The organism is Radicibacter daui (assembly GCA_030657355.1).
Classification (GTDB): Bacteria; Pseudomonadota; Alphaproteobacteria; order Radicibacterales; family Radicibacteraceae; genus Radicibacter; species Radicibacter daui.
On record CP131056.1, the window covers coordinates 3,163,289 to 3,176,358 of the forward strand.

At 65.2% G+C, this 13,070-nt stretch carries 12 protein-coding genes; 3 read left to right on the plus strand and 9 right to left on the minus strand.

The window, feature by feature from the left end; all coding sequences use genetic code 11:
- The first annotated feature begins 10 nt into the window (after positions 1 to 10).
- Both QTL98_RS14835 and QTL98_RS14840 read left to right on the plus strand, forming a co-directional pair.
- Positions 11 to 847, plus strand: coding sequence for a helix-turn-helix domain-containing protein (locus QTL98_RS14835; RefSeq protein WP_445679241.1), 837 nt, complete (start codon positions 11 to 13; stop codon positions 845 to 847).
- Between the two features lie 90 nt (positions 848 to 937).
- A complete protein-coding gene (locus QTL98_RS14840; RefSeq protein ID WP_445679242.1) occupies positions 938 to 1,864 on the plus strand; it encodes a class I SAM-dependent methyltransferase in 927 nt (308 codons plus the stop codon).
- Between the two features lie 63 nt (positions 1,865 to 1,927).
- Here QTL98_RS14840 and QTL98_RS14845 read toward each other — a convergent pair whose 3' ends face one another.
- The 6 genes from QTL98_RS14845 to QTL98_RS14870 form a co-directional block, all read right to left on the minus strand.
- The gene (locus QTL98_RS14845) at positions 1,928 to 2,152 is read right to left on the minus strand and encodes a DUF3126 family protein (protein WP_445679243.1); all 225 of its coding nucleotides are present in this window, start codon (positions 2,150 to 2,152) and stop codon (positions 1,928 to 1,930) included.
- 125 nt (positions 2,153 to 2,277) lie between these two features.
- Positions 2,278 to 2,847: a GNAT family N-acetyltransferase gene (locus QTL98_RS14850; RefSeq protein ID WP_445679244.1), complete on the minus strand. Its 570-nt coding sequence runs from the start codon at positions 2,845 to 2,847 to the stop codon at positions 2,278 to 2,280.
- Between the two features lie 13 nt (positions 2,848 to 2,860).
- The gene (locus QTL98_RS14855; RefSeq protein ID WP_445679245.1) at positions 2,861 to 4,456 is read right to left on the minus strand and encodes a lysine--tRNA ligase; all 1,596 of its coding nucleotides are present in this window, start codon (positions 4,454 to 4,456) and stop codon (positions 2,861 to 2,863) included.
- A 163-nt stretch (positions 4,457 to 4,619) separates the two neighbouring features.
- Complete coding sequence (locus QTL98_RS14860) at positions 4,620 to 4,808, minus strand: hypothetical protein (protein WP_445679246.1); 189 nt, start codon at positions 4,806 to 4,808, stop codon at positions 4,620 to 4,622.
- Positions 4,809 to 4,851: 43 nt separating this feature from the next.
- Complete coding sequence (locus tag QTL98_RS14865) at positions 4,852 to 5,277, minus strand: GNAT family N-acetyltransferase (RefSeq protein ID WP_445679247.1); 426 nt, start codon at positions 5,275 to 5,277, stop codon at positions 4,852 to 4,854.
- A 56-nt stretch (positions 5,278 to 5,333) separates the two neighbouring features.
- Positions 5,334 to 5,867 (minus strand): hypothetical protein, encoded by a 534-nt coding sequence (locus QTL98_RS14870; RefSeq protein WP_445679248.1) that lies wholly within the window; start codon positions 5,865 to 5,867, stop codon positions 5,334 to 5,336.
- Between the two features lie 154 nt (positions 5,868 to 6,021).
- Between QTL98_RS14870 and QTL98_RS14875 the strand changes: the two genes are divergently transcribed.
- Positions 6,022 to 8,805, plus strand: coding sequence for an ATP-dependent DNA helicase (locus tag QTL98_RS14875; RefSeq protein WP_445679249.1), 2,784 nt, complete (start codon positions 6,022 to 6,024; stop codon positions 8,803 to 8,805).
- An 82-nt stretch (positions 8,806 to 8,887) separates the two neighbouring features.
- On the opposite strand, the gene QTL98_RS14880 is transcribed toward QTL98_RS14875, so the two are convergent.
- Genes QTL98_RS14880 through QTL98_RS14890 form a run of 3 tightly spaced genes read right to left on the minus strand, consistent with a single transcriptional unit; the run spans position 8,888 to position 13,070 of the window.
- The gene (locus QTL98_RS14880) at positions 8,888 to 10,324 is read right to left on the minus strand and encodes an NAD-dependent succinate-semialdehyde dehydrogenase (protein WP_445679250.1); all 1,437 of its coding nucleotides are present in this window, start codon (positions 10,322 to 10,324) and stop codon (positions 8,888 to 8,890) included.
- A 33-nt stretch (positions 10,325 to 10,357) separates the two neighbouring features.
- Positions 10,358 to 11,365 (minus strand): proline racemase family protein, encoded by a 1,008-nt coding sequence (locus QTL98_RS14885; protein ID WP_445679251.1) that lies wholly within the window; start codon positions 11,363 to 11,365, stop codon positions 10,358 to 10,360.
- Positions 11,366 to 11,372: 7 nt separating this feature from the next.
- Positions 11,373 to 13,070, minus strand: a complete 1,698-nt coding sequence (locus QTL98_RS14890; protein ID WP_445679252.1) for a GMC family oxidoreductase — start codon at positions 13,068 to 13,070, stop codon at positions 11,373 to 11,375.

Sequence of the window (13,070 nt, forward strand, 5' to 3'; positions counted from 1 at the left end):
GTGGGCCATCATGACAGAGCTTCTCTCCCGCCCCGCTTCTCCCGGCACCGCGCCGCAGCCCGTTGGCTCCCGGCTCAAGGACTGGCGCCAGCGCCGGCGCCTCAGCCAGCTTGACCTTGCGCTGGAGGCCGGCATTTCGGCCCGGCATCTGAGCTTTGTGGAAACCGGGCGCTCGCGCCCCAGCCGGGACATGCTGCTGATGCTGGCGGAAAAGCTTGAGGTTCCGCTGCGCGAGCGCAACGGCCTGCTGGTTTCTGCCGGTTTTGCCCCGGTCTTTCCCCAGCGCCGGCTGGATGATCCCGCTCTGGCCCCCGCCCGCCGCGCCATCGAGCTGGTGCTGAAGGGGCATGAGCCCTATCCGGCGCTCGCCCTTGACCGGCACTGGCACATGGTCTCGGCCAACGCCGCCGTCGCCCCGCTGCTGGAAGGGGTGGCCGAGGCCCTGCTGACGCCGCCTGTCAATGTGCTGCGCCTCAGCCTGCATCCGGACGGGCTCGCCCCGCGCATTATCAATCTTACAGAATGGCGCGCCCATCTGCTGGAGCGGCTGCAACACCAGATCGACCTTACCGCCGATGTCACGCTGATGGCGCTGATGGGTGAACTCAAGGCCCTGCCGGCGCCGAAAGCCCCCCGAAACCCGCCGGCACCGCTGACGGATTATGCCGGCATGGTGGTGCCGCTGCGCCTCAGGATGGCCGGCGGGCAGGAGCTTGCCTTCTTCAGCACAACCACCCTGTTCGGCACGCCGGTGGATGTGACGCTGGCGGAATTGGCGATCGAGGCGTTTTTTCCCGCCGATGCGGCGACTGCCGCCGCGCTCTCTGCGGCAACAGCGGCAAAATAGCCTTTGCGGCCAACGCTTTGCGGCAGGGCACAAAGCGGTATAGCATGGGCACCCCAGCCAATCCCGCTGCCTGCCGGAAAGAGCGTGCCCTTGGGTCTGCCGGATCTTCTTTTTAGCTTCGATCGTTGGGTGATCATGGGGGTTGCGCGGCTCTTTGCCCGCAAGGCCCCGCTTGCGCCGCCGCTGAGCGCGCGCCCGGCCAGTGAATTCCGCCATCTCGCCCGGGCGCTTGCCTATCACGAGGTGACGCTGGTGCTGGATATCAATGCCGGCCCGGGTGCCTTCGGCCACGCGTTGCGGCAGGCCGGCTATCGCGGCCATATCGTAAGCTTTGAGGCCGAAAGCTTTGCCCACCGCCGCCTGAGCGAGGCTGCGGCCGGCGATGCGGACTGGACGGTGGCGCCGCGCCTCAAGGTATCGGATATCGATGAAGACGGCGTGCTGCCGCTGATGGATCCGGCGGACGAAGCAACCCCGACGCGCCCGATGGCCCGCCTTGCCCTGACCATGGCGCGGGAAGAAGGCGCGGAGGGAGAACAGGATGGCCCGCTGGTGGGCGAGGTGCCGACGGACCATCGCCGGCTGGACACGCTGCTCCACCAGTATGCGCCCGGCCATCCGCGCCTCATGGTAGCGATTGCCGGCGCCGGGGAGGAAGAGGCCGTGATGCGCGGCATCGGCGCTGCGGCCGGCCATGAGGTCGGCCTCTGGCAGCTCGACCTTGCCTTCTGGCGCCCCGATGCTCCGGACCTCAAGGGTTATGCCGGCGCCATCGCCGAAATGGCGAACCGGGGCTATGACCCGATCCTGTTTTCACCGGGTTATTTCAGCAATCACAGCGCCCGGATGACGGAATTCACCGCCCTCTTCGCGCGGCATGACTGGCTGACGCGAGGCCCCGTGCTGCTGGGCAGCGCTCATGAAGCAGCGCCCCCTGCCGGCTCTCATCCGCATGGCGGGCCGGAAGACCCTCTGCACCCGATCACGGAGCCGGACGAGGGGGCCGAAGAAGACTAAAGGGCTCCCTGCCCCAAAACAAAAGGGCCCGGGTTTCCCCGGGCCCTTTTCTGCTGCCGGTGATCAGACCGGCTTAACCTGCGGCAGGTCGGCATCGAGGATGGAGATGTTGAGATCGTAGGTGATCTCGCCTTCATCCTCGTCGCGGTAAAGCACGCCCATGAATTCGGTGTTCACATAAAGCTGGGCCGGAGCATCCTTGCCCTCGCCCGGCCGCACCTCGATATCGGGGTTGCGGAACTTCTGTTGCAGATACTTTTGCACCCGCAGGCGTTCGGCGGCAGTCATGGAAATCTTCCTCTTGGGTCTTGGTGTGATGGGCCTGGTGTTATTCGTCGAAATCGCCGGCTGACAGGACCATAAGCCCCGTTATAGCGCGGCTGCAGGCGGGAGCAAACGCCGGGAGCGTGCCTTCAGGCAAACGGGTCGGGCAAGAGGCCGGGGCGAAAGCGCATCAGGAAATTGGCGTGGCCCTTGTTTTCCAGTGCCCGCACCCGCTCGGCGCCCAGTTTTTCCGCAACGCGCAGGCTGGCGAAATTCTCCTGCTCGGCAAGGCAGAGCACCGCCGGCAGCGCCAGATCAGCAAAAGCCATGTTGAGCACGGCCCGCGCCGCCTCCCCGGCATAACCAAAGCCCCGGAACGCCGGCGAGATCGTCCAGGTCAGCTCCGGAAACTGTTCGTCCGGCCCTTCATAGATATTCCGCTCGGGCCAGATCAGGCCGCAATACCCGGCAAGCACGCCATCCTCGCGCCGCTCCAGCGCATAGACGCCGTAGCCACGCAATTGCCAGTGCCCCATGAACCAGCCCATAAGGCGCACGGTGCCCTCGCGCCCATAAGGCACGCGGTTGCCCATATAGCGCTCCACGCCGGGATCGCGGCAGATTACTTCCAGATCATCAAGGTCGCCGGGGCGGAAACGGCGCAGCAGAAGCCGCGCCGTCTCCAGCTTTTCCGGTGCCTGCCTTGCGGCATCCAGCATCGGGAAAAGCCCCTCAGTCGGTCAGTGCACTATCCGCTGCCAGATCGCCATTCAGCGCCTGCCTGATCAGCGTGCGTGTTTCGGCAAGACCGTAAAGCGCGATGAAGGAGCCCATGCGCGGCCCCTGCTCCTGGCCCAGCAGCAGCTCATAGAGCGCCTTGAACCAGTCGCGCAGGTTCTCGTAGCCATGGGTCTTGCCGACTTCGAAGACGAGGTCCTGCAGGGCGGAGGCGTCGAGACCCTCTGCCCCTTCAAGGCGCTTCAGCAAATCTTCCAGGGCGGCGCACTCTGCCGGGGTCGCCAGGCGGTAGGCCTTGGTCGGCTTCACGAAGTCCTGATAATAGGCAACGGCATAACCCACCAGCCGGTCCAGCATCGGCTGGGTTTCGGGCGTGGCGTCCGGCGAATAACGCGAGATGAAGCGCCAGAGCGTTTCCTTGTCCTCGGCATTGGCCGTACCGGCGAGGTTCAGCAGCATGGAGAAGGCGATCTGCGTCTTTTCCTGCGGCACATTGCCGGAATGGATGTGGAACGCCGGGTTCTCCAGCTTCTGGGCATCATCCTGGGTCGGGTACTTGTCGCGGTAGGCGAGATACTCGTCGACCGCCTTGGGAATCACATCGAAATAGAGCCGCTTGGCCCGGCCCGGCTGCTGGAACATGTAGAGGGAAAGGCTCTCCTCCGGGGCATAGCGCAGCCATTCCTCGATGGTGAGGCCATTGCCCTTGGACTTGGAGATCTTCTGCCCCTTTTCATCGAGGAACAGCTCGTACTTGTAGAGGATCGGCGGCTCGCCGCCGAGAATGCGGGCAATCTTCGATCCCAGCTCGGCCGAGGGGATCAGGTCCTTGCCATGCATCTCGTAATCGACGCCCAGCGCCACCCAGCGCATCGCCCAGTCGGGCTTCCATTGCAGCTTGGCACGGCCGCCGGTCACCGGCTGCTCGACCGTCTTGCCGTCCTCATCCTCGAACATGATGGTGCCGGCATCGGCATCCACCTTGAGGATCGGCACCTGCAGCACACGGCCGGTGGTGGGCGAGAGCGGCAGGAAAGGGCTGTAGCTCTGCTGGCGCTCTTCGCCCAGCGTCGGCAGCATCACGGCCATCACTTCCTCATAGTGCTTCAGCACATTGAGGAGCGCGGCATCGAACGCACCGGAGCTGTAATGCTCCGTCGCGCTCTTGAACTCGTACTCGAAGCCGAAGGTATCGAGGAACGAGCGCAGCATGGCGTTGTTGTGGTGGCCGAAGCTTTCATGCGTGCCGAAGGGATCGGGCACCTTCGTCAGCGGCGCGCCGATATATTCCTTCAGCATCTCGCGGTTCGGTACGTTCTCCGGCACCTTGCGCAGGCCGTCCATGTCGTCGGAGAAGCAGAAGAGCTTCGTCGGAATGTCCGAGAGCAGCGAGAAGGCGTGGCGCACCATGGTGGTGCGCGCCACTTCGCCAAAGGTGCCAATATGCGGCAGACCCGACGGGCCATAACCGGTCTCGAACAGCACATAGCCTTTTTTCGGCGCTTTGCCCCCGATCCGCTTGAGGAGCGCACGCGCCTCCTCGAACGGCCATGCCTTGGCATTCTGGGCAAATTCGCGCATCGACGACATCTGGGGTCGCTCCCGTAAAAGGCTCGGGTTCAAGAGATGAAACGCCCCGCAAAAGGGGCCGGTTCCTGCATGGGGCAGGAGAACCGGCGGACCGTAGGAGATGGGGCATGGAGCGTCAAGCAGGGGCGGCGATCAAGCGACAGCTCTGTAAACACACGCGGCGTCAGAACTCGATAGGCCGCCCTGCGTCGTTTTCCCGACGCGGATCGAAATCTTCGAACTTCGGCCCGCCGAGCAGCAGGTTGATCAACAACCCATCGTAAGGGTGAACAACTTCAGTCGCTTCCGTTTGCACTTCCCGGGCAACGGTATCTAAAGGGCTACTGGCCTGAAACTCCCGCTGATCGGCCATTTCCCCTCCAACTCAGGGTAGTGAGCAGAAATTTTAGCACCCCTTACAGCTTCTTGCTGAGGAAATAACGCTGATGCCCGGGCGGATAATCCTCGATCTGGCCGAAGATGCTGTAACCGAGCTTCTGATAGAAGCCGAGGGCCTGGAAGCTGAAGGTATCGACCCACGCGCCGACGCAGCCCCGGCGGCGCGCTTCTTCCTCGGCCATCGCCATGAGTTTTTCGCCCACATGCTGGCCGCGCAGGCTCTCGGGCACAAAAAGAAGCTCGGTAAAGAGCTGGGCAAACCCCGTACGGCCCCAAAGGCCGCCGATCACCTTGCCGGTTTCTGTCTCCGTCAGCGGAATCGCCAGCAGGCCCATATCGGTGCGCTTGCCGATCTGCGCTTCATTGAAGGCCACCAGCGGGTCGCGGATGGCATCGCGCAGGGCGGGATCGGGATTATCGAGGATTACAGGATCGGCAATCATGGCGGGCCTTCGGGCAACACGGTCGTGAAGCCCGAACCCTAGCGGCTGGCCGCGCGCTAGACCATCGCCAGATAGTCGTCGATCTCGCCCTGGCTCAGCACGCGCACCTCGCCATGGATGATGCTGTTGGCAACGCCGATGAGGTCCTGCATGGCGGCAACGGCCGCCCCGCACTTGACCTGCAGCAGTTCCGGGTCGGCCTCGACGCCGCCGGCGGCGTCGAGGGTGGCCAGAATACGCGCCACGATGCCCTCGAAATGCGCGATCGTATCCTCGAACGGCAGGCGGAACTTGGCGGGGACATGCTCATAGGCCGCCACCGCAAGGTCGCGGTCGGAGAAGGTGCTCTCACCGACAAACTGCGGGTAGCTCTTGGGCTCCCACAGCCGGCACTCCTCCAGCATGTCGGGCATGTCCGGCAACATCTCCACCAGCATCACGATTTCGTTGAAGTGGTTGAGATAATCGGTGGCCAGCAGGGTGCGTGCAGAGATGTTGGCGCCGGCAACGCGGGCGCCCCACTCCTGCAGCCCGGCGATTTCCGCCGCACTCAACCCGTCCAGATGTGCTTCAGCCCCAGCAGGCTGCATATGCGACATTCCCCGGCCTTTCGCCGGCAACGGGAAACCCCGCATAACCGGCTATTACATCCTTGGTATCGTAACTACAGCGCGTTTCCGGGAGATTAACAACCGCACGAATGGCTAGCCTTGCCGGTTATTTAGTGGCACCTCATCAGCCGAGATGAGTAGCTCCGCCCCCACCCGCACCGGCGCCACGCGCCCCGCCCCGACACAGCAGCCTCGCCTGCTGATGCCGGATACGGCCGTGCTCGTCACCGACGCGCGCGGCGCGCTGCTGGTGACCGCCGATGGCGAGGTGGAGGAGCTGGGCTTTCGCGAGGCGGCAAAACGCGCCGTCTCCGAGCGGCTGATCGTCTGCCATGCCGCGGCACTCGCCCGCCGGCTGGAATGTCCGCCCTTCCCCAGCTTTGACCTGCTGGAGCTCTTCGCCTTCACCCTGCCCGCCGAATGGTGCGTGCCGACCGCGCGCGGCCTTGCCCGGCGCCTGTCGCTGCCCGAACCCAAGGACAAGGTGGGCGAGGCAATGACGCTGCTGGCCGCCGCCGAGCTGCTACTGGGCCTGCTGATGCGCCGGCAGGATCCGGTCGGCGGCGATGCCGCCGGCATTGCCCATTTGATGGGGCGCGGCGGCTGGTCATGGGCGCCGGCCGTGCTGGCCGCTCTCGGGGAGCCGGTGGGTGTTGCCGAAAGCCGGGCCACCCGTGCGATCTCTATCTGGCGCCATCTGCCGGAATGGTCGGAGGAAGCCCCGCCGCCGCCGCCCGGCACCCAGCCGGTGACCTCGGCGGAAGCACGCGAGCGGCTGCACCAGCTGCTGATGGCGGGCCATGAGGCGGAAGAACGCCCCCAGCAGGCCGATTATTCCAGCGCCGCGGCAGCCGCCTTTGCCCCGCGCGAGCGCTCCGACGCCCCCATGATGGTGCTGGCCGAAGCCGGCACCGGCGTTGGCAAGACGCTTGGCTATCTCGCCCCGGCCACGCTGTGGGCGGAGAAGAATGGCGGCGCGGTCTGGGTTTCCACCTATACCCGCAACCTGCAGCACCAGATCGATGGCGAGCTGGACCGGCTTTATCCGGGCGCCGAAGAAAAATCCGCCAAGGTCGTTATCCGCAAGGGGCGGGAGAATTATCTGTGCCTCTTGAACCTTGAGGAAGCTGCCCGCGCCATCCCCACCCGCCTGCAGGATGCGCGCGGCATCGGCCTTATGGCGCGCTGGGCGTCTGCCACCCGCGACGGCGATCTTTCGGGCAGCGATTTTCCCGGCTGGCTGGCCGATCTTGTCGGCATCAGCCGCAGCCATGCGCTGGCCGACCGGCGGGGTGAGTGCATCTTTTCCGCCTGCCAGCATTATAACCGCTGCTTTATCGAGCGCTCGATCCGGCAAGCTCGCCATGCGCGGGTGGTGGTCGCCAACCACGCCCTTGTCATGGTGCAGGCAGCGATGGGCGGGCTGGAGGAACGCGACCTGCCCTCGCGGTATGTCTTCGATGAAGGCCACCATCTGTTCGAGGCGGCAGACAGCGCCTTTGCCGGCCACCTGACCGGGCTTGAGACGGCAGAGCTGCGGCGCTGGCTGCTGGGTGCCGAAGGCGGACGCAGCCGGGCGCGCGGCCTCAAGCGCCGGGTGGAAGATCTGATGGGTGAAGATGCCAGCCTGCCCGAGCGGCTGGAGGAGATCATGGCCTTTGCCCGCGTGCTGCCCGGCGAAGGCTGGCAGCAGCGCCTTGGCCAGCAAAACCCCGTCGGCGAGATGGAGCAGTTTCTGGCTGTGGTGCGGGAGCTGGTCTATTCCCGCGCCAGCGCCAAGGACAGCCCCTATTCGCTGGAAATCCCCACCGACCCGGTGACCGACGAGCTGATGGAGCGCGCCGGGCGGCTGGATGAAGCGCTTGCCCGGGTACTGACGCCGCTGGCCGAATTTACCCGGCGCCTCGGCAACCGGCTTGTCGATGAGGCGGAAACACTGGAGACCGGCATCCGCCAGCGCATCGAGGCGGTGGTGCGCTCGCTGGAGCGCCGCGCCGTGGTGCCGCTGCGTGGCTGGCGGCAAATGCTGGACGCCCTTGGCCATACCACGCCGCCTGTGCTGGTGGACTGGTTGGGGGTGGAGCGTAATGGCGGAAGCGATCTCGATATCGGGCTTTACCGCCACTGGGTGGACCCGACGCAGCCCTTCATGGAGGCGATGAGCGCGCATGCCCACGGCCTGCTCGTTACCTCCGCCACGCTGACGGATGGCACCGGCGATGTGGAGGATGACTGGCAGGCGGCGGAAGCGCGCACCGGGGCGAGCCACCTGCCGATGCCGGCCCTGCGCGCCGCCGTGCCCAGCCCCTATGATTATCCGGCCCGCACCCGCGTGTTCGTAGTAGGAGACGTGCGCAAGGACGATCTCGACCAGGTGGCCGGCGCCTACCGCGCGCTGTTTGAAGCCTCGGGCGGCGGCGGGCTCGGGCTTTTCACCGCCATCAGCCGCCTGCGCGCCGTGCACCAGCGCATCGCCCAGCCGCTGGAGCAGGCAGGGCTGCCACTGCTGGCCCAGCATGTCGACGGGCTCGATATCGGCACGCTGATCGACATCTTCCGCGCCGAGGAGAATGCCTGCCTGCTCGGCACCGATGCGGTGCGCGACGGGGTGGACGTGCCCGGCCGCTCCCTGCGCCTCATCTGCTTTGACCGTGTACCCTGGCCGCGGCCGGACATCCTGCACAAGGCCCGGCGCGAGGCCTTCGGCAAGAAACGTTATGACGACATGATCACCCGCCTGCGCCTCAAGCAGGCCTTTGGCCGCCTTGTGCGCCGGCAGGATGATCAGGGCGTCTTCGTACTGCTCGACCCGATGATGCCGTCCCGCCTTGCCGGCGCCTTTCCGCCCGGCGTCGAGGTGCAGCGCGTGGGGCTCGCCGAGGCGGTGGCGCAGACGAAGGAATTTCTGGCGGGCTGAGAGCGCTGCGCACCGCCCTTGAATGGAAAAAGCCCGCCACAGCCCCGAACGGCCATGGCGGGCTTTTTCCATCCGCAGCCGATCAGAGCGCGAATTCAGTCACAAACTTGGTGCGCATGAAGGCTTCGAGGCCTTCGATGCCGCTTTCAGAGCCGAAGCCGCTTTCATTGACGCCGCCAAACGGCGTTTCCGGGGTGGAAACGGCCATGTGGTTGACACCAACGAGGCCGGCATCGAGCGCTGCTTCCGTTTTCGCTGCCAGCGACACGCTGCGGGTGAAGCAGAAGGAGGCAAGACCATAGGGCAGCGAGTTCGCCCGCTCGATCACCTCGTCGAACTCCTTGAAGCTCAGCAGCGGGGCGATCGGGCCGAACGGCTCTTCGCTCAGGATGCGGGCATTGGCCGGAACCTGGGTCAGCACGGTCGGCTGGAAGAAGAAACCGGCACCGCTGGCACGCTTGCCGCCGAGAGCAACCTTTGCACCCTTGGAGACGGCATCCTCGACAAAGCCTTCCATTACCGCAAGGCGGCGCTCGGCGATCATCGGGCCCATCTGGGTGCCGGCCTCAAGGCCGTTGCCGACGACAAGCTTCGAGGCCAGTTCGACAAAACCGGCAGCAAAACGCTCATAGAGGCTTTCATGGATGAAGAAGCGGGTCGGCGAGGTGCAGACCTGTCCGGCATTGCGGAACTTGGCGGCGACGAGCGTCTTTACCGCGTGCTCAAGGTCGGCATCTTCATGCACGATGACCGGCGCGTGGCCGCCAAGTTCCATGGTGCTGGTCTTGAGTGTTTCGGCAGCGCGCTTCTGCAAGAGCTTGCCGACGGCGGTGGAGCCGGTGAGCGTGATCTTCCGGAAGACCGGCGAGGCCACCAGAGTGGAGGACACATGGTCCGGCACACCGAAAACAACGTTCAGCACGCCATCCGGCAGGCCGGCTTCCTGGAAGCAGCGGGCCATCGCCACGGCCGTGCCCGGGGTCTCTTCAGCCGGCTTGACGACGATGGAGCAGCCAGCCCCGAGCGCGCCGGAGATCTTGCGGATGACATTGCTGGCCGGGAAGTTCCAGGCCGCGAAAGCGACGACCGGACCCACCGGCTCGCGCAGCGACATCTGGCGCACATTCGGCATACGGGCCGGGATGATACGGCCATAAACGCGCTTGCCTTCTTCCGCATACCAGCGCGTGGCATCGGCGGCAAACTGCACTTCCGGCACCGCCTCGCCCAGCGGCTTGCCGTTTTCCTGCGTCAGCAAGCGACCGATCGCTTCCTTGCGTGCCTCGATAAGGGCGGCGGCCCGCATCAGGATCTCGTAGCGCTGCTGGGCCGTCCTGTTCTTCCACACCGCAAAGCCACGCTTTGCGGCTGCTGTCGCCTCGGCCAGATCCTGATCGGTGCTGAGCGGCACCTTTCCAAGCACTTCGCCGGTGGCCGGATTGACCAGATCACGGGTCGCCCCGTTGCTGGCCTGACGCCACTTGCCATCAATCAGCAGCTCGATCTTTTCTTCATACATGTCCTTATAAACCTTTCAGTTGTCCACACCCGCTCACCGGCACAGGAAGCCGAGGGGAAGCGGGTCGTTTTTGGTGCGGATGAAGGTGTGAAGGCCGGTAATATGGGCGAGGCCTTCTATCAGCGGGCGCCAGCAACTCTCCCCGGACGGCCCGCTCGCAGCTTCGGGCAGCGCCGAAGCCGAGAACTCGACATCGAGAATGTTCTGCGCGCGGATCCGCTCCCCCGGAGCAAGCGCCCCGGCGTCCAGCAACTGGGCAAGCCGTGCGGACGTGCCGGTGCCGCAGGGTGAGCGGTCAAACTTGTTGGGGGCCAGCACCACCAGTTGCCGGCTCACCAGTACGCCCTCTTCCCGCGTGGTGCGGTAAAAGAGAACGCTGTGAACCGGATGGCTTGCGCCGGCAATGTTCCCGGCGGTGATGCGGGCATTGATCTCCGCCTTGATGGCAGAGCCGGCGGCCATCGCCTGCTGCACGCCCGCCGGCGACAGGTCGATCCCGGCATCCGCAGCGTCAACCAGCGCATACCAGTTTCCGCCCCAGACAATGTCGCAGGCCCCGCGCCCTGCCAGCGCCGCTACCGGAACGCCCCAGGCCACCACAAAGGCCGGGACGTTCTGGAAGCTCACCGACGCTAGCAGCCCGTCCTGATAGCGCATGGCCACAGTGACGATGCCGGCCGGCACTTCCAGCGTGAAGGCGGCCTTGCCTTGCTCATCCGGGCCGATAAGGCCCAGATGGTCGAGCGTGGCGGCAAGGCCGATCGTCGCGTGGCCGCACATCGGCAGGTAGTTGTAGCTGCCGAGGAAGAAAGCTCCGTAATCGGCAACGGCGCTGTCGGTCACAACCGCGCCTACCATCGCCGAATGGCCCCGCGGCTCGTGCAGCAGGAAGGTCCGCAGCTCATCGCAGTTTGCTTCGAACCAGTCGCATTTTTCCGCTGCCGTGCGCCCCTTGAGCGGCGGCAGCCCTCCCGTGATGACGCGGGTGGGGTGCCCTGCCGTATGGCTGTCTACCGTCGTGATGACACGCTGGCTGGACATCGGCACCTCACGCCCCCGCCTTGATGGCGTCGGCGACCTTTTCACCTGCCATGATGGTGCTGAGCATGGTGTTGCCGCTGATGACGGACGGCATGATGGAGGCATCCACCACCCGCAGCCCTTCAACGCCGATCACCTTGCCCTGGGGATCGACCACCGCATTACGGTCAGAGGCATCGCCCATGCGGCAAGTACCGCTGGCGTGCCAGCTCCCGCAGGTGTTGTCGATGATCCAGGAGCGCAGCAGGTTGGGCGAATTCTGCAGCCCGCGCAGATCCACATCCGGCACGATGACTTTCTCGATCATCATCCGGCGTGACAGCGGGTTTGCCCCCATCACCATGGCGGCGATCAGCGTCAGGAACCAATTGGTCTTGCTGACGGCCCCCAGCTTGCGCACACGCTCGGAGAAAGTCGCCGGGAAGACATCCTTGATGACCGAAGCCATCGCGGGGTCGGCCACGATCTTGAACAGGCGCTGCATGCCATCCTCAAGGCGCTTCAGGTCGCGCTCGTCGGAAAGCTGCTGGAAGTTGATCTCCGGCCCGACCTCATAATCGGGGCTGGCGAGCTGGACGTAGCCTGTGGAATACGGCCGGTTGACGCACACCAGGATGGAGGCGAGACGCCGGCCAAGCGGATGCCAGGCTGCCCGGTTGGAGGGCAGCACGAACATGTCGCCCGGCGTCGTATCCGGCAGGCCGGAGCTGTAGCGGTAGCCCATCTGGATATGCCGGCGCATGGTCGGCGGCAGGCGGCTTTCCCTGGGCAGGTAAGCGGCAAGCGCCACCATCGGGTGGTCCTGCAGATTGCGCCCGACACCGGGGCGGTCGGCCCGCACCTCGATGCCCATCTTGCGCAGATGCTCCGCCGGTCCGATGCCGGAGCGCAGCAGCACGGCAGGGGATTGCAGGGCGCCGGCCGAGACGATGACCTCGCCGGCCATCAAAACCTGTTCGCCAGCCGGGCTGGTGATGCGCACGCCGGTTGCGCGCTTACCCTCGAACAGGATCTCCTTCGCTTCGCTGCGATAATAAATCCTGAGGTTCGGCCGCTTGCGCACGTCGCGGGTCAGGTAGGCCTTGGCCGCCGAAACACGCTTGCCGTCCACATTGTTGATGGTCATCGGGAAATAACCGTCGTCGGTGACGCCGTTATGATCCTCGATGTTGAGCACCCCCTGCTTTTCCAGCACCCGGGCGGTGGCCTGGGCAAAAGGCGACCAGTCCTTTTTCTTGATGCGCCGCAGCGGCATGGGGCCGCTGTCGCCGTGCACGGGACTGTCCGGATAATCCAGATCCGTCTCGAGCTTGCGGAAATAGGGCAGCACGCCGTCCCAGTCCCAGCCCTTTGCGCCCTGCTCCGCCCAGTGCTGGTAGTCCCAGGGCAAACCCCGGAAAGCGAACTGGCCGTTGATGGAGGTGCCGCCCCCCATCACCTTCGCCTGCTCATAGCGGCGCGGCGGGGTATCCGGCTTTTTGGGCGTATCGAGATGAACCTGGATCTTCTGCCAGTGATAGGACCGGTTGAAGTAGGCGACAATCGGATAGGCATCCAGAATGTCGGCAGGCTCCGCTCCCGGCGGTGTATCGGGACCGGCCTCGATGAGGGCGACCCGAAAACGTGACTCTTCCGACAACCGGGCGGCCAGCACGCTGCCGGCGGCACCGCCACCGACAACGATGTAGTCGAATCTTTCTGTCAT